The sequence below is a fragment of the Ruegeria sp. HKCCA6837 genome, from assembly GCF_013034475.1.
Classification (GTDB): domain Bacteria; phylum Pseudomonadota; class Alphaproteobacteria; order Rhodobacterales; family Rhodobacteraceae; genus Ruegeria.
Window position 1 is genome coordinate 62,088 of the sequence record NZ_WQGD01000006.1, and the last position, 17,115, is coordinate 79,202.

Annotated in this window: 16 protein-coding genes; 9 read left to right on the forward strand and 7 right to left on the reverse strand. The window is 57.2% G+C overall.

Features of this window, described 5'->3' with window-relative positions; all coding sequences use genetic code 11:
- The 4 genes from GOV91_RS10485 to GOV91_RS10500 form a co-directional block, all read right to left on the reverse strand.
- Positions 1–1,662 (reverse strand): FAD-binding dehydrogenase, encoded by a 1,662-nt coding sequence (locus GOV91_RS10485; RefSeq protein ID WP_171235468.1) that lies wholly within the window; start codon positions 1,660–1,662, stop codon positions 1–3.
- Positions 1,663–1,673: 11 nt separating this feature from the next.
- On the reverse strand, positions 1,674–2,531 hold the full coding sequence (locus tag GOV91_RS10490; RefSeq protein ID WP_171235469.1) for a bile acid:sodium symporter family protein: 858 nt from the start codon (positions 2,529–2,531) through the stop codon (positions 1,674–1,676).
- 73 nt (positions 2,532–2,604) lie between these two features.
- Positions 2,605–3,339 carry a glutamine amidotransferase gene (locus GOV91_RS10495; RefSeq protein ID WP_171235470.1) on the reverse strand — a complete coding sequence of 245 codons (735 nt, stop codon included), beginning with the start codon at positions 3,337–3,339 and terminating at the stop codon, positions 2,605–2,607.
- 16 nt (positions 3,340–3,355) lie between these two features.
- Positions 3,356–5,128, reverse strand: coding sequence for an SLC13 family permease (locus tag GOV91_RS10500; protein ID WP_171235471.1), 1,773 nt, complete (start codon positions 5,126–5,128; stop codon positions 3,356–3,358).
- A gap of 110 nt (positions 5,129–5,238) precedes the next feature.
- Here GOV91_RS10500 and GOV91_RS10505 point away from each other — a divergent pair, with 110 nt between their 5' ends.
- Together GOV91_RS10505 and GOV91_RS10510 are read left to right on the forward strand one after the other, a co-directional pair.
- A complete protein-coding gene (locus GOV91_RS10505; RefSeq protein ID WP_171175476.1) occupies positions 5,239–5,979 on the forward strand; it encodes a YebC/PmpR family DNA-binding transcriptional regulator in 741 nt (246 codons plus the stop codon).
- A 92-nt stretch (positions 5,980–6,071) separates the two neighbouring features.
- On the forward strand, positions 6,072–7,406 hold the full coding sequence (locus GOV91_RS10510) for an MFS transporter (RefSeq protein WP_254440648.1): 1,335 nt from the start codon (positions 6,072–6,074) through the stop codon (positions 7,404–7,406).
- Between the two features lie 11 nt (positions 7,407–7,417).
- On the opposite strand, the gene GOV91_RS10515 is transcribed toward GOV91_RS10510, so the two are convergent.
- Positions 7,418–8,107 carry a nitroreductase family protein gene (locus tag GOV91_RS10515; RefSeq protein WP_171235472.1) on the reverse strand — a complete coding sequence of 230 codons (690 nt, stop codon included), beginning with the start codon at positions 8,105–8,107 and terminating at the stop codon, positions 7,418–7,420.
- A gap of 27 nt (positions 8,108–8,134) precedes the next feature.
- The gene (locus GOV91_RS10520) at positions 8,135–9,028 is read right to left on the reverse strand and encodes a LysR family transcriptional regulator ArgP (protein WP_171235473.1); all 894 of its coding nucleotides are present in this window, start codon (positions 9,026–9,028) and stop codon (positions 8,135–8,137) included.
- Positions 9,029–9,115: 87 nt separating this feature from the next.
- Here GOV91_RS10520 and GOV91_RS10525 point away from each other — a divergent pair, with 87 nt between their 5' ends.
- The 7 genes from GOV91_RS10525 to GOV91_RS10555 all read left to right on the forward strand — a co-directional run bounded on the left by GOV91_RS10525 (position 9,116) and on the right by GOV91_RS10555 (position 15,588).
- Positions 9,116–9,715 (forward strand): LysE/ArgO family amino acid transporter, encoded by a 600-nt coding sequence (locus GOV91_RS10525; protein WP_171175467.1) that lies wholly within the window; start codon positions 9,116–9,118, stop codon positions 9,713–9,715.
- A gap of 40 nt (positions 9,716–9,755) precedes the next feature.
- On the forward strand, positions 9,756–10,664 hold the full coding sequence (locus tag GOV91_RS10530) for a DMT family transporter (RefSeq protein ID WP_171175465.1): 909 nt from the start codon (positions 9,756–9,758) through the stop codon (positions 10,662–10,664).
- A gap of 86 nt (positions 10,665–10,750) precedes the next feature.
- Positions 10,751–11,323, forward strand: coding sequence for a transcriptional regulator BetI (gene betI, locus GOV91_RS10535; protein WP_171235474.1), 573 nt, complete (start codon positions 10,751–10,753; stop codon positions 11,321–11,323).
- Positions 11,320–12,828 carry a choline-sulfatase gene (betC, locus tag GOV91_RS10540; RefSeq protein ID WP_171235475.1) on the forward strand — a complete coding sequence of 503 codons (1,509 nt, stop codon included), beginning with the start codon at positions 11,320–11,322 and terminating at the stop codon, positions 12,826–12,828. The genes betI and betC overlap by 4 nt, the downstream gene beginning before the upstream one ends.
- A gap of 70 nt (positions 12,829–12,898) precedes the next feature.
- Positions 12,899–14,557, forward strand: coding sequence for a choline dehydrogenase (gene betA, locus GOV91_RS10545; protein WP_171235476.1), 1,659 nt, complete (start codon positions 12,899–12,901; stop codon positions 14,555–14,557).
- 120 nt (positions 14,558–14,677) lie between these two features.
- On the forward strand, positions 14,678–15,259 hold the full coding sequence (locus GOV91_RS10550) for a thermonuclease family protein (protein ID WP_371732298.1): 582 nt from the start codon (positions 14,678–14,680) through the stop codon (positions 15,257–15,259).
- 89 nt (positions 15,260–15,348) lie between these two features.
- On the forward strand, positions 15,349–15,588 hold the full coding sequence (locus tag GOV91_RS10555) for a YdcH family protein (RefSeq protein WP_171175447.1): 240 nt from the start codon (positions 15,349–15,351) through the stop codon (positions 15,586–15,588).
- 75 nt (positions 15,589–15,663) lie between these two features.
- Here the strand turns inward: GOV91_RS10555 and GOV91_RS10560 are convergent, their stop codons facing one another.
- Positions 15,664–17,064, reverse strand: coding sequence for a short-chain fatty acyl-CoA regulator family protein (locus GOV91_RS10560; RefSeq protein WP_171235478.1), 1,401 nt, complete (start codon positions 17,062–17,064; stop codon positions 15,664–15,666).
- Between the last annotated feature and the right edge of the window lie 51 nt (positions 17,065–17,115).

Genomic DNA, 17,115 nt, shown 5'->3' on the forward strand with positions numbered 1-17,115 from the left:
TCAGGCGACAGCCCTAGACCGCCCTGCGTTGCGCCCCGAAAATATGCAACCGCCCAAGAACGTACCCTCGAGCGCGTTGTAGCCGTGGTAGCCTCCACCGCCGAACCCGGCGACTTCGCCAGCGGCGAACAGGCCAGGCACCACATTTCCATCGCCTCCGATCATCTGGCTGTCCAGGTTGGTTTGCAACCCGCCCAACGTTTTACGCGTCAGAACGTGCAGCTTGACTGCGATCAGCGGGCCGTTGGCCGGATCGAGGAACTTATGCGGTTTTGCTGTGCGGATCAGCTTGTCGCCGCGATAGTTTCGGGCGGCCAGAATCGCCATCATCTGGGCGTCTTTTGAGAATGGATTGTCAACCTGCGAGTCGCGCGCTTCGATCTGCCCGCGCAAGTGCGCCTCGTCAATCAGCCCACCGCCCAGATGGTTCATCCCGTTGACCAGTTCGGTCAACGTGTTGGCGACGACGAAATCCTCGCCATGTTCTTTGAACGCTTCCACCGGTGCGGTTGCTTTGGAGCCTGACAGGATGCGCTGACGGACGACCTCTTTCCAGCTGCCCGAGGTAAAGTCTGGATTCTGTTCAGACCCGGATAGGGCGAATTCCTTCTTGATGACCTTTTGGGTCAGAACAAACCAGCTGTATTCGTATCCTGTTTTCAGGATTTCCTTCAGCGTCCCAAGTGTATCGAATCCAGGCAGGCAGGGCGGTTCCAGACGGTTTCCTTTGGCGTCGAACCACATTGAGCTTGGGCCGGGCAGAATGCGTATGCCATGGGCAGGCCAGATCGGATCCCAGTTGCGGACGCCTTCGGTGTAATGCCACATGCGGTCGCCGTTGATCACATGTCCGCCCGCTTTTTCGCTGATCGCGATCATGCGGCCATCGACATGAAAGGGCACGCCAGCCACCATGTCTTTTGGAGGTTCACCCAGACGATCCTTGGGCCAGTTCTGCCGAACCATTTCAAAGTTGCCGCCAATACCACCCGAGGTAACGATGACCGACGGCGCATAGACCTCGAACTCGCCCACTTCGTCCCGGTTGGTCTTGCCGCCTCGCTGGATGGTGTCGTTGGCCAAAACTTCGCCTGATACGCCTTTGGCCGTGCCGTTCTGCATGATGATATGGCTGACCTGATGGCGGAACTTCAGCTGGATCAGACCGGCGCTGGCATGTTCGCGGACCCGACGGATGAAATGCTCCAGAACGCCGGGGCCAGTGCCCCAAGTGATGTGAAAACGCGGAACAGAGTTGCCATGCCCGTTCGCATAGGATCCACCGCGTTCTGCCCAACCTACGACGGGAAACCAGCGCAAACCCATCTGATGCAACCAGGGGCGCATTTCACCAGCCGCAAACTCGACATAACTCTCGGCCCATTTGCGGGGCCAGGCGTCTTCCGCGCGGTCGAACTGTGCGCTGCCCATCCAGTCACGAAGGGCAAGCTCTCGGCTGTCCCTGATACCCATCCGGCGTTGTTCCGGAGTACCGACCATGAACAAACCGCCGAGGCTCCAGAACGCCTGACCGCCCAGAAAGCTCTCGGGCTCCTGATCGACAATGATGACCTTTTTGCCCCGGTCGCCCAGTTCAGCTGCGGCGGCCAGTCCGGCTAGGCCTGCGCCGACGACAATCGCATCTGCTGTGTTCTTGGTCATGAACTGTCCTTTCAGCGTCGTCGAAACCAAACGAGGAATGGCAGCACGACGGCATACATCGTGATCCCGTAGACTGCGGACGGCAGGGCCAGAGGGCTAAATCCGCTCTCTGTGCCTGTGATTAGGGCCGCTAGTGTAATGCCCAGTGTCGAGTTCTGGATGCCAGTGTCAATTGATATGCTTTTACACTCGGCCGATGACAGATTTGCAGCACGTGCGATCCCCAGCCCGATAAGCAAAAGGGCCACGTTAAGCGAGATCAGACCGGTGCCCATGATGCCCAGGTTATCAATGAAAATCTGCCAGTTTCCAGCCAGGGCGGCCACGACAATCATTACAAACAAAACGGTTGCGAGCGTCGAAAGTCCGCCCTCGATGCGGTTTGCAAACCCGGTTGCAAACCTGCGAACTCCGACCCCAATGGCAACGGGAAGGGTGGTAATCAGAAACATGGCAATCGCCAGGCCGCTGATCGACACATCAGGTGCGTTTTCCGCCATGAAATAGGTGATGGACCACGCCGCCAGAAAGGGCACTGTCAGGATTGACAAGATGCTGATCACCGCAGTCAGGCTGACGGAAAGCGCCACGTCGCCCTTGGCCAGCTTGGTCAGTATGTTGCTGGTCACACCGCCCGGGCAAAAGCTGAGCAGCATGAAGCCAACTGCGATTTCAGGGGGCAGTCCAAACAGTGTGACGGTGAAGAACGCAGCAATGGGCAGAAGTACGACCTGACATACTGCACCAATTGCAAAAGGATATTTCCGGTTCAGCACACGCCGGAAATCCGCGATCTCCAGCCCGATGCCAAGGGACAGCATTATGATGGCCAGCGAGATCGGCAGGCCGACATTGATGAGCAAATCCAAGAACAACTCCTCCCAAAGTCGTTTCGGATCAGCCTATGCGAGCATGAAAGGCGCAGGCAACCGCGCCGTTGGGTCACTTGTAGCGTTCGACGAAACGGCGCAGGATTTCGCCGGGTTGAGTGACGTCTGCGGCGTTGCAGATGTCGATCAAACGCTGGGCATCTTCGGGCGGGAAATAGCCGTGATGCTTGTAGATGTTGATGCGTTGTTCGAAGTCTTTCGCATCCGCTTCTGGGTGAAACTGCGTGGCATAGACGTTCTGACCAAAGCGGATCATCTGAAACGGGCAGGGGTCTGAGGCGACAAGATGCACGCAGCCTTCAGGCAATGCCTGAACAGCTTCTTTGTGACCAACGAAGGCGTCGAATTCCGGGATCAGCCCGGCTGTCAGCGGATCCGAGGAACCATCTTCTGTAAGGTGGCAAGCTGAGGGTCCGACTGGTTCGCTGTACTGGTCTTTGCTCACGTCACCGCCCAGATGCGCGGCCAGAACGCCTAAACCATAGCAGCAGCCCATGAAGGGGTGATCCCGCGCCGTGATCTGCGGCATCAGGCCCATAACCGCGCCTTCGATCTTTGCGTCCAGTTCAGATTTCGTTGCTGGATCGTCGCTGACACAGCCGGGACCTCCGCCAACGATGACGCCTGCATAGTCCGTGACATCCAGATCGTCAGGCAGGTTCTCACAATCCAGCCGGATGCGATGGGTCAGCTCGGGAGTCAAACCGGTCTTGTCCAGAATCGAAGCGTATTCGGCGTCTGATGCGTCCGTTTCAGGTCGCAGTTGCAGGATCAGAAAGCGTTTCATGCTCTGCCTTTACCCGTCACAGCGGCCAGAAGACAAGGATGGCAGGGATGGAAACCGCGATGATCAGCACCTCAAGCGGCAGACCCATGCGCCAGTAATCGCCGAACCGATAGCCTCCGGGACCCAGAACCAGCGTATTGTTCTTGTGTCCAATTGGCGTGAGGAACGCGGCCGAGGCAGCTACCGCAACCGTCATCAGGAATGGGTCGGGTGAAACCTCAAGCGTGCGGGCCATTTGTATTCCGACCGGCGCGGCGACAATGGCAGTGGCGGTGTTGTTCAGCACATCCGACAATGTCATGGTCACGATCATCAGCACAGTCAGGATCGCCCAGGCGGGCAGGCCATCGGTGAGTTGGATCAGCGCATTTGCGATGAGTTCAGTCCCGCCAGAGGTCTCCAAAGCACTGCCAAGTGGGATCATCGACCCCAGAAGGACAACCACTGGCCATTCGATGTGATTATAGATGTCGGCAATCGGCATGATCTTGGTCAGCACATATGCGATGACTACCAGACCCAAAGCTATCGGCAGGTAGATCAACCCAATACTTGCGGCCAAAACGGCGGCAGCAAACAGGCCGATGGCCAGCCACGCTTTATCGTTTGCGGTGACATTCAGGCCGCGTCCGGCAAGGGGCAGGCAGCCCAGCCACTCCGTCACATCCGCAGCGCGGTCGCGCGGGCAAAGCAGCAGCAGGATATCGCCGGGTTCCACCTCGGTTTTGCGAACCTGTTGGGTGATTTGTCGCCCCTGACGTGAGATGCCCATCAGCACTGTACTCTGCCGCCAGGCCAGTCCAAGACCCTGTGCGGTGCGCCCGGTGATGCGGGCGCTTTCCGGCACAACCACCTCGATTACCTCAAGCCCGTCGCCCTCAGCCGTCAGTAACTCCTGCCGTCGCGTGTCCGAAAAGTCGAGATTCAGCGCGGCGCGAAATTCGTCCAACGCCTCGGGTCGGGCCTCCAAAACCAGTGCGTCGCCTTCCTTCAGCGTGGCATGGGCGGATCGGCCATAACGCCGCTTGCCATCGCGGATCAGACCAATGATGGCCACGTCGGATTTTTCGGCGGCCTCATAAAGCTCGCTGACGCGTTTGCCGATATGCGCGGATTCAGGGGGGACAGTTAGCTCGGCTATATACTCCGCCAATGCTTCCGAGGTCTCGGTTTGGGGTCCGCGGGTGGGGATCAGGCGCCAGCCGATCAGGGCGACAAAAGCAAGGCCCGCAATTGCGGCTATCCCGCCTACGGGCGCAAAATCGAACATGTGAAACGGCTCGCCCAGCGTCTCGGCCCGGATCGAAGCGATGATGATGTTCGGAGGGGTGCCGATCAGTGTCGCCATGCCCCCTAGAATGGTTGCAAAGCTCAGCGGCATCAGTGACAGTCCCACAGAACGCCCCGCCTTGCGCGCGGTTTGGATGTCCACCGGCATAAGCAAAGCCAGCGCAGCCACGTTGTTCATGAAGGCAGATAAGACCGCGCCGATTCCGCCGATCAGGGCAATATGCGCGCCCAGCCCCCGTGAGGCATCGACCAAAGTGCGGGTAATCATGAAAACCGCCCCCGAACGGACCAGCCCGGCCGAGACGACCAGCACAAGTGCCACAATGATGGTGGCCGGGTGGCCGAACCCTGCAAAAGCCTCATCCACTGGCACAACACCCAGCATGACGCCGATCATCAGCGCGGCGAAGGCCACAAGATCGTATCGAAACCGACCCCAAAGCAACATTCCAAAGACTGTGATGAAAAGCGAAAAAAGAATGATCTGATCTGTCGTCATGCCGTCACCATACAAGCCAGTGGTACTGTCGCAAGCCGCTCTCTTGATCCTGCCCCCCGCAAACGTCTATATGAGCGCCGAACACGCAATCACGATGACGAGGACGCAATATGGCAGGCCACTCCAAATGGGCCAACATCCAGCACCGCAAGGGACGTCAGGACGCCGCGCGGTCCAAACTGTTTTCCAAGCTGTCGAAAGAGATTACCGTCGCTGCCAAGATGGGCGACCCTGATCCCGACAAGAACCCGCGCCTGCGTCTGGCTGTAAAAGAAGCCAAGTCGAACTCGGTCCCGAAGGACGTGATCGACCGCGCAATCAAGAAATCGGTCGCCGGTGAAGGCGACGATTATGAAGAAATCCGCTACGAGGGTTACGGCCCGAACGGTGTCGCGGTGATCGTCGAGACCATGACCGACAACCGCAACCGCACCGCCTCGACCGTGCGTTCGACCTTTTCCAAGAATGGCGGCAATCTGGGTGAGACGGGCTCGGTCGGGTTTATGTTCGACCGTAAGGGCGAGGTTGTCTATCAGGCGGATGCCGGCGATGCGGATACGATTTTCGAAGCCGCGATCGAGGCCGGGGCCGAGGATGTCGAAAGCTCGGAGGATGGTCACATCATCTGGTGCGCCGATACCGACCTGAACGATGTATCGAGCGCGCTGGAAGAAGCGTTGGGTGAATCGGAATCGACCAAGCTCGTATGGAAGCCCACCACCACGACCGAGCTGGGTCTGGAAGATATGCAAAAGCTGATGAAGCTGGTGGATGCGCTGGAAGACGATGACGACGTGCAACGCGTTACGACCAATTTCGAAGCCACTGACGAAGTGATGGCGCAGCTCTGAAAAAGCACAAGATGCGGTTTGGAAACCCGGCCAACCTGGCCGGGTTTTTTCGTTTCCGGGCGATTTCCAATGGTTGTTGGCGGAATCCGTGGATGCGCTTAGGTTGGGCGGGTATTGATCTATGGAAAGATGCGACCGCAAGACCCATGACGCCCGAGACACCCGATGCTGCCAAACGCAATGTGCCTGTTCTGACTGGGCAGAGTATTGTGTCTCAGGTTGCGTGGACCCTTGGCAGCCCATCGGTGGTATTGCCGTTTCTAGCTGTGTCTTTTGAGCTGCCGATGTTCGTGGCGGGTGCTTTGGTTTCGGTCCGGATGGTCGGCAGTATGATATCTGACTTCTTTCTGGCGCAATCCGTAGCGGCAAAATCCCAGAAGAAGCGGGCCATTGCCCTGACCGAAGCTGTTATCGGCGCTTGCCTGGTGACGGCCATGGCCGCCGCCGCGACCGGGATCGTTCCGTTGATTGCTGTGATCTTCGTTTCGGTTTTCTTTGTGATCGGCTTGGTGGACGAGGTCCAGAACCTCATGTTCACCGACCTGTTAGGCGATCATCTCCATTCACGCTCGCGCATGGTGATGCAATATTTGCAGCTTGGGGGTGGCGGCCTATGTGCCATTGGCCTTGCTCTGCTAGTGCATCAGATCACCAAGGAAAACCCACCGTTTTCAAGACATTCCACCATGATCGGCGTGTCTGTTGCATTCTTTATGTTTTCGGGGCTTCTGATGTTGGCAATGACCGAGAACGCAGGCACTGCTGAACCGGCAAAGAAAGCTGAAACCAAACCAAAACTGTCATTTAGGGCCAATGTTCAGGGTATTCTGAGCATGTTCGAATTCCCTTGGTTTCGGCGCTTCATGATCATGCGTATGCCGTTGGTGGCGGTCACGCTCTCTGTTCCGTTCTTCGCGTTGATCGCGGCAGAGGCGCATCACAGTTCGGCACAAGGTCTGACTGCGATGATCGTGTCTTCTGCTTCAGGGTACCTTGTTTCGGGGCCATTATGGCAATTCGTGAACATGAAGTCCCATCGCGCTGTTATGATGGTTGGAACCTTGATGGTGGCTGCCACCGGAAGCGTCCTTTTGGCGTTCCACTTCTTGGGCATCGATCACGATGTGCATCTGCATGCCATCGCTTTGTTTGTTGTCACCGTGGCGGTGACGGGGATCAGCAGTGCACGCAAGCTGTATTTTCTGGATATCGCTCCCAAAGATCTGCGCGTGCAGGGGACGGCTGCGGTCAAATCTATTACTCGTTTGTCAGCTGTGCTTCTTTCGGCGGCCCTGGCCGCAGTGGCCCATATGCATGAGGTCGCATTGGCGGTCGCCTTCATTGTCGCCGCCAGCCTGGTGTCCTGCGTCACATGCTATCGAATGATGGAGCCTGTCCGGGAAGACGTATCCCAGCCGCAGGAGTAAAGCGCTTGTTCTCAAAAAAACGAAGAGATCTCGTCCAGGGGTTTCTTCAACTTTGCCACGGCTGGCACCGTGGCGGTTTCCGAAGGATGTCCCACTGCAATGATCATCGTCGGTTTCTCTGACGCGGGCCGGTCCAGCGCGTCGTTCAAAAACCGCATCGGGTTCGGGGTATGGGTCAAAGTGCTGAGACCGGCATGGTGCAGTGCAGCCAGCAAAAAGCCGGTGGCAATGTTCACGCTTTCCGGCACGTAGTAGTTCTTGTATCGCGTCCCATCTTCGAATTGTCCCCAGCGCTGGGCGAACACCACGAGCAGCCAGGGTGCAAAAGTCAGATGCTCTTTGACTGCGTTGGTGCCGATGGGCTCAAGCGCTTTGATCCACTCGTCGCCCGCGCCGCCCGCATAGAACCGGCGTTCTTCCTCTTCGGCCTCTTCGCGGATGCGTTGCTTCAGGTCAGGGGCGGAGATCGCAGCAAAGTGCCACGGTTGGTGATTGGCGCCAGAAGGCGCAGTGCCCGCTGTGCGCAAACACGTTTCGATTACAGAGCGGTCCACGGGGCGGGGGCTGAAATCCCGCACCGTATGGCGCTGGCGCATCTTGTCGTAGAACTGTTGTGCGGCACCTTGCATGTCCGCGTCGCTGATCTCGGATCGGTCCGGCAGGGGAATGGGATTATAGCTGAGGGCATCGCGTGAGAACATCGGTTCCTCCGAAACTGTGGTGTGCGATCAGTTCGCGCTGGGCGGTAACAGGACCTGCTTGGCGGCACGTCGAACGGCATGTGTAAGCGGTTTGAGGGCGGGTGCAAGTACGCGACCGACCTGCCAGTTGAGGGCAACATCCAGCGGAGCATTAGCGAGGAGGGGTTGCAACCGCCCGTCTTCCAAGGCGTCTTTGGAAAGGACTGCTGGGTTCATGCCCCATCCCAGACCGGCAATCGCGGCATCCACGAACCCGTTCGAGGACGGCAGGAAATGAAACGGCGGCGAAAGGTTAGGCGCGGCATATTGCGAAAGCCATGCCTTCTGCAGACTGTCCTTTTGGTTGAAAACCAGGCATGGCGCTTTGCCGAGCGTGCCCTCGTTAACACCATCCTTGAACCACGTTTCGATGAAGGCAGGGCTGGCTGTGGGCAGGTATCGCAGGACACCCAGCGGCGTCACATCACACCCTGTAACAGGACGCCCGCCTACTGTGACGGCGGCGCTGACCTCGCCGCGTTTCAACCACTCGGCCGAATGGTCCTGATCGTCGATGACAAGATCAAACAGCATATCGGGTACTTGCGCCATTACATCGATAAACCAAGTGGCCAGTACATCAGCAGGCACAGCAATGCGAACCCGCGCCGATACAGGATCCTGTTCCAAAGCCAGCTCACGGACCAATTGCGCCTCAAGCAGTCCAACATCCTCGGCATATCGGGCAATGCGCAGCCCTGCGGGTGTTCCGGTGCAAGGTGTACCCCGGCGGATCAGCGCCGCACCAACACGATCCTCCAGCGCCTTAATGCGCTGGGAAATTGCCGAAGGCGTGACAGCCAATTCCATGGCTGCGGCCTCAAAGCTGCCAAGCCGCAGAATGGTTGACAATGCGGAAAGTTGATTGGGGTCTAGCAACATTAGTTTTGCTTAATTCGGAATAGAATCTTTAATTTGATAGATTCCCCGATGGGGCTTAGTCAACGCTGCCAAAGCGCAGGAGGTTCCATGCCCACATCCACGATCGCCGGTTTTGCACTGGGTTTCAGCCTGATCCTCGCGATCGGTGCGCAAAACGCCTTTATTCTGCGGCAGGGGTTGCGGCGCGAGCATGTATTTGTTCTGTGCCTGACCTGCGCGATATCTGATGCGTTGCTGATCGGGGCAGGTGTCGCGGGATTTGGTACGCTCGCGCAGGCGGTGCCGTGGTTCGAAACCGTGATGCGTTATGGCGGGGCCGCGTTCCTAACTTGGTATGGGCTGCGCAGCTTGCATTCGGCATGGCGGGGCGGCGCGGTGATGGAGATTGGCAATGGCCAGCGCACCAGCCTGAAGGCCGCGTTGCTTACGGTACTCGCGTTCACCTGGCTGAATCCGCATGTCTATTTGGACACAGTGGTCTTGATCGGTTCAATCTCGGCGCAGTATGACGACCGTCTGGGGTTTGCGCTGGGCGCGATGACCTCCAGCTTTGTGTTCTTCTTCTCGCTTGGATACGGCGCGGGTATTTTGTCGCCTGTTTTTACGAGACCCCGGGCGTGGCAAGTACTGGATGCCGGAATTGGCGTCGTCATGCTGGGTATCGCACTGAAACTTGTTGTCATGTGAAGGGTTGTTCCTGGCTCGGTTTCGGTGTTCAACCTAGGCCATGACCTCACACACCGTTTCGTCCCGTCCTCTTGCAGGCATGTTCTGGATGTTTGCCGCCGGGCTGTCTTTTGTTGTAATGACAGCTTTGGTGAAGTCGCTGGGCACGACCATCAACCCGATTCAGGCTGCGTTCCTGCGATACGCCCTGGGCTTGGCGTTCCTTCTTCCGGCACTGCGGTCGATCATGGCGACCAAACTGACACCCCGGCTGTTGACCCTGTTCGGGGTGCGCGGGGTGGTTCATGCGGTTGCTGTTATGCTGTGGTTCTTTGCCATGACACAGATCCCCTTGGCAGAAGTCACGGCCATGAATTACATGACGCCCGTTTACGTGACTTTGGGCGCGGCCCTGTTTTTGGGGGAAAAGCTGGCCTTTCGGCGGATCGCGGCAATTCTTGTTGCTTTGGTTGGTGTGCTGATCATCTTGCGGCCCGGGTTTCGAGAGGTGTCAGCGGGCCATCTGGCTATGCTGGGGACGGCGCTGACCCTGGGCGGTTCCTATTTGCTGGCAAAACTGTTGGTGCGGGATGTGCCACCTTCGGTCGTCGTGGCGCATTTGTCGATTTGGGTGACGCTTGCGCTGATCCCATTTGCTGTGGCCGTCTGGACGCAACCCAGCTTGCGCGATCTCGGGGTTCTGTTTCTGGTGGCCTGTTTTGCCACCGCCGGTCATTATTTCATGACGCTGGCCTTGCAGGCTGCACCTGTGGCCGTCACGCAGCCGATCACGTTTCTTCAACTCATCTGGGCCACATTGCTGGGCGCAGTCGTGTTCCATGAAAGCGTTGATATCTGGGTTGTTGCCGGAGGCACATTGATCCTGTGCGCCGTCAGCTTCATCTCATGGCGCGAAGCAGTCCTGAATCGTCGAGACTTGACGCCCCCGAGTATTGCTCCGAAGCTGTGATACCGGCACCATCGAGACCTTCATTGATTGACGAGTCAATAAAAAACTCCTAGTTTGGAGTCATAACGCCTGTTCAGGGGGTCATGATGCCAAAAGTTGGAATGGAGCCAATCCGCCGCGATGCTATTGTCCGCGCGACAATTGCCGAGCTGGGTGTGCAGAAATCCCTTGATGTTACAGTTAGCCAAATTGCGAAACGGGCAGGTATGTCCAGCGCGCTGGCGCATCATTATTTCGGCGGCAAGGATCAGATTTTTCTGGCGGCGATGCGTCAGATCCTTTCGGATTTCGGTGATGAGGCGCGGGCCAAACTGAAGGCATCTGCTCCGGAAGGCCGGGCGCAGACGATCATTGAGGCGTGTTTCGCCCCCTCGTGTTTCACACCTGACGTGATCGCTGCGTGGATGACCTTCTATGTTCTGGCGCAAACCAACGATGATGCATTGCGCTTGTGGCAGATCTATCAGGCACGCATCCGTTCAAACCTGATCCACGCTTTGCGCGCCAGGATGCAGGATCCCGTTGAAGCTGCTGAAAACATGATTGCCCTTATTGACGGGTTGTATATCCGCGCGGCGCTCAGCGCGCCGGAAGAACCGCAACTGGCCGTGTCACACGCGAAACGCGTGCTCAACACTCTGCTCGAGGCTGAAAAATGACAAAACCGAACGTTCTGATCCTGATGGTGGATCAGCTGAACGGAACCCTCTTTCCCGACGGTCCCGCAGATTGGTTGCATGCACCGAATTTGAAGAAATTGGCAGAAAGGTCGACCCGGTTTGCCAATGCTTACACGGCGTCGCCGCTCTGCGCGCCGGGGCGGGCCAGCTTCATGTCCGGTCAATTGCCTTCGCGCACAGGCGTCTATGACAACGCAGCTGAGTTCCGCAGCGACATCCCCACTTATGCACACCATTTGCGCCGGGCCGGGTACTACACCTGCTTGTCTGGCAAGATGCATTTTGTCGGTCCTGATCAGATGCACGGGTTCGAAGATCGATTGACCACCGACATCTATCCGGCCGATTTTGGCTGGACCCCGGATTATCGAAAACCGGGCGAGCGGATCGACTGGTGGTACCACAATATGGGTTCTGTCACCGGTGCGGGCATTGCCGAAATCTCCAATCAGATGGAGTACGATGACGAGGTTGCCTATAACGCCAAGGCCAAGCTCTATGATCTGGCGCGCGGTAAGGATGATCGTCCGTGGTGCGTGACCGTCAGCTTCACGCACCCCCACGATCCATACGTCGCTCGTCGCAAGTATTGGGACTTGTACGAGGATTGTGAGCATCTTCTGCCTGAGGTCGCTGATATCGGCTACGACAATCAGGATCCGCACGCCAAGCGGATCTTCGACGCCAATGACTGGCGCAGTTTTGACATCACCGAAGAAGACATCCGCAAATCCCGCCGCGCCTATTTTGCCAATATCTCCTATCTGGATGACAAGATCGGTGAGATCCTCGAAGTGCTGGAAACCACCCGGCAAGAGGCGATCATTCTCTTCGTCTCGGATCACGGCGATATGCTGGGCGAACGCGGCTTGTGGTTCAAAATGAACTTCTATGAAGGTTCAGCGCGTGTTCCCTTGATGATTTCATCCCCCGATCTGCCTTCAGGCCGGATCGACACTCCGGTGTCTACTATTGACGTAACGCCAACCCTTGGGGCATTGGCAGGGGTCGATATGGATGAAATTGCACCGTGGACGGATGGTGAAAACCTTGTGCCTCTTGCACAGGGGGGCGAGCGCGCCGCGCCGGTAGCGATGGAATACGCGGCAGAGGCATCTTATGCGCCGCTGGTCTCGTTGCGCTATGGCAAGTGGAAATACAACCGCTGCGCGTTGGACCCTGATCAGTTGTTTGATCTTGAGGCTGACCCTCACGAAATGACCAATCTGGCAGACAGCCCCGAACATGCAGGTACGCTACAAACCTTGCGCGCAAAATCCGAAGCCCGCTGGGATCTGGATCGTTTTGACGCCGAAGTCCGAGCCAGCCAGGCAAGGCGCTGGGTCGTCTATGAGGCGCTGCGCCAGGGTGGATATTACCCGTGGGATTACCAGCCGCTGCAAAAAGCATCGGAACGCTACATGCGCAATCACATGGATCTGAACGTCGTCGAGGAAAACGCCCGCTTCCCGCGCGGCGAATAACCTCGTCATCTTTTCGAAAATACTCCCGCCGGAGGCATCCAGCCTTCTCGGCGGGGCAGGAGTTATGGAAATGGAAGCAGATTTTGTCATCGTTGGCGCCGGCTCTGCCGGATGCGCAATGGCATATCGTCTGAGCGAGGCAGGGGCCTCGGTTCTGGTGATCGAACATGGCGGCACCGATGCGGGGCCGTTCATCCAGATGCCAGCGGCGCTGAGCTATCCGATGAACATGTCGCGCTATGACTGGGGCTATCAATCCGAGCCTGAGCCGCACCTGAACAATCGCCGTCTGGCCTGTCCGCGCGGCAAGGTGATAGGCGGTTCGTCCTCGATCAACGGAATGGTTTATGTGCGCGGTCATGCGCGCGATTTCGACACCTGGGCCGAGATGGGTGCAGACGGGTGGTCCTATGCTGATGTACTGCCCTATTACAAGAGAATGGAAAGCTGGCACGACGGCGGACATGGCGGGGATCCAGCGTGGCGCGGTACTGGCGGCCCGCTGCATGTTTCGCGCGGTCCACGCGAAAACCCCCTGTTTCAGGCGTTTGTCGATGCCGGTCAGCAGGCCGGATACCAGGTCACGGGCGACTACAACGGCGAAAAGCAGGAAGGTTTTGGCCCGATGGAGCAGACCGTCTGGAAAGGACGGCGTTGGTCCGCAGCAAATGCTTATCTGAGACCTGCACTAAAACGCGACAATTGCGATATCGTTCGGGGTCTTGCTTCTAAAGTCGTGATGGAAAACGGTCGCGCCACAGGGGTGGAATTGATCCGTGGCGGCAAGAAAGAGGTCATTAAGGCTCGGGGTGAGGTCGTTCTGGCGTCGTCGTCGATCAACTCGCCCAAGCTGTTGATGTTGTCCGGAATCGGCCCGGCAGCGCATCTGGCTGACCATGGAATCGATATTGTGGCGGATCGTCCGGGGGTTGGCGCAAACCTGCAGGACCATCTGGAACTTTATATCCAACAAGCCTCTTTGCAGCCGATTACATTGTACAAACACTGGAACCTATTCAGTAAAGGTCTGATCGGTGCGCAATGGCTGTTTACCAAGACGGGTTTGGGGGCGTCGAACCAGTTCGAAAGTGCAGCATTTATCCGATCGAAACCTGGTGTAGAGTACCCTGACATTCAGTATCATTTCCTGCCCATGGCAGTGCGCTATGACGGGCAGGCAGCAGCGGAAGGCCACGGTTTCCAGGCGCATGTCGGTCCGATGCGGTCTCCGTCGCGTGGATCTGTGACGCTGCGATCTGCTGAAGCTGCGGATGCGCCAGTCATAAAGTTCAATTACATGAGCCACGAAAAGGATTGGGAAGATTTCCGGACCTGTATCCGTTTAACGCGCGAAATCTTTGGTCAGGACGCGTTCAAACCCTATGCCGGCAAGGAAATCCAACCGGGCGCTTCTGTGCAATCAGACGAAGAACTGAACGGCTTTATCGCGGAACATGCGGAAAGCGCCTATCATCCTTGCGGTACCTGCCGAATGGGGCGAGCGGATGACAAAAACGCAGTGGTCGATCCCGAAGGACGCGTCATCGGTGTGGATGGGCTGCGTGTTGCGGACAGCTCGATCTTTCCTCAGATCACAAACGGCAATCTCAACGCACCGTCGATCATGGTAGGTGAGAAAGTGTCGGATTCCCTGTTGGGCAAAGACCCGTTGCCCAAAGCCAATGACCGGCCTTGGATCCACCCGAACTGGGCAACGGCACAGCGTTAACCTTTTGACATGCCCCCGGTTGAATACGCGTGATTTCAGGCGCATATCGGGGACATGTTAAGAATTTGTTTAGCTTTTGTTCTCTTTCTGCCATCTGTCGCGTTGGCCGCAGAACGATTTATGGGGCAGATTCACGTGATCGACGCCGATACATGGGATGTGGGCGGAGTCCGGGTTCGGTTGCATGGCATTGATGCCCCCGAGATAGATCAATCCTGTCATGACGACGAAGGTTCTCGCTGGCCATGTGGTGCCTGGGTTACGCAGGTCGTTCGGCAGAGGTATCAGGGTAAAACAGCGACTTGTGTGCCATTGGACCGGGATCGCTATGGCCGGGTTGTCGCAAAATGCACGACGGGTGGGCAGGATGCAGCAGATCAAATGGTACGGCAGGGCCTAGCCTTTGCCTACCTCAAATATTCCAGTGCCTACGCCAGCGTTGAGAGGGACGCAAAAAGCCGAAAACTGGGGCTTCATCAGCAGTATATTCAAGTGCTTTGGGTGCACAGGGCGGCGGGAAAGTCACGATCGACAGAGAGTTGTCGGATCAAAGGGAATATCTCTGCGAAAAGGGACCGAATTTATCACGTACCGGGCCAAAATTTTTATGCCAAAACCGAGATTGATATGTCCAGGGGCGAACGCTGGTTTTGTTCTGCCGCTGAGGCTCGCGCTGCGGGATGGCGCGCGTCTCAGCGATGAAATTTGCGTCAAATTGATCCGCGTCAAAGCGAGCGCCGCCGGACGCATCTACGACTCATTTGCAACAACTAATTATGGAGCGAACAGGTATGTCCCACACCCCGCATGAACTGGCAGAAGAGTTCCCGGACAAAGTAGAACTGATGAGCCAGCTCAAACAGTCGGACGCGCATTTTGCCCGGCTTGCTGATGAGTATCACGAAATCAATCGCGTGGTGCATCGGGCAGAAACCAATGTTGAACCGATGGAGGAATTGGCCGAAGTGGATTTGCGCAAGAAGCGGGCAGCGTTGAAAGACGAAATCTGGGCGATCTTGTCCAAAGCCTAAGCCAAAAGGCGGGGGCTCTGCCCCCGTCGCGGCCTTGGCCGCGACTCCCCCGAGGTATTTCTGGCCAGATGAAGATCAGGTGACTTCGTAGGGCAGAGTGCCGCGTAAATCGGTGTCGATGCTGAGGCGACGTTCCAGGGGCGGGACCGAGCGCTGGTGGCAGGTTTGCCGTTCGCAGATGCGGCAAGATATGCCAATCGGTTCGTAAGAACTGGCATTGTTGATATCGAGGTTGTCGGCGTAGACAAGCGCCGGAGCATGCCGAACCTCGCACCCCAAGGCAATCGCATAGCGCCGGACAGGCGCGCCGAATGACCCGCCGGATTTCGATACATCTCGCGCAAGCGAAATATAGCGAACTCCATCTGGCGTTTCCGCCAATTGCCGAAGAAAATGCCCTGGTGTTTCAAAGGCCCGATGCACGTTCCACAAGGGGCATGCGCCGCCAAATCGCGCGAATTGAAGACGGGTGGCCGAGTGCCGCTTGGTGATCGTGCCAGCCTGATCCACGCGAACGAAAAAGAATGGGATACCTTTTGCTCCGGGGCGTTGGAGCGTCGATAGCCGATGGGCAATCTGTTCGATCGAAGCGCCAAATCGATTGCTCAGCAGTTCCAGATCGTGGCGCTCCTCTTGCGCGACGGTCAGGAAGGTCGAATAAGGCATCAAAGACGCGCCGGCGAAATAGTTGGCCAGTCCAATCTTTGCAATTGACCGGGCTTCTTCGCTTTGAAACTTTGCAAAATCCAACGTTGCTTCCAGCAGCTTGTCCTGGCTGATCAAAGCAACCTGTAACAGCAATTGAAACACTTGGGTTTGCGGAGCAGCGCGCGAGGAAAGGCGGAGAATCTTGCTTTCAGAATCGTATCTGCGCAGGGGGTCCATGTCTGAAAAAACGACCTGAATACCGCGTTCTGAAAGGCTGTTCAGGGCGGCCTGCCGAATCCCACCGGGCCCGTCTGCCCGGTTGGAAAACAATTCTGCTGCCCTGTCCACGGCGTCGATATAGTTGTCGCAATAATGAAAGAAATCCCGCACCTCTTCCCACGGGCTGGCCTGAATGCGGGCATCTTCCCGACCCAGTGCTTCGTCCAGTGAGGCCAGGCGCTCGTGAGTTTGGCGGTAGGTTTTGTGTAATTCGATGAATGCGCGGGCCAAAGCGGGGGCGTTCGAGGCGGTCAGGCGCAAATCGGCCAGCGGAGGTTGAATGTCGGCAAACACCGGGTCGGCCAATGCCTCGCGCATGTCGGAGACAAGGCGTTCGCTATCGCCTGTGCTGAGTTCGGTCACGTCCATGCCGAATTCCTGCGCCAGAGCCAAAACAACCGTTGTTGAAATCGGTCTGTTGTTGTTCTCCATCTGGTTCAGGTAAGGCAAGGAAACGCCCAGTTTGGCTGCGAATTCCCGCTGGGTCAGGGTCAGTCGTGTGCGCATCTCGCGCAGCTTTGCACCCGCATAGAGTTTTTGAGTCGCCATTGAGGGCCTTTGCAAGTTTCCTAAACTCGAAGTCTAACTTTGCAAACCTAT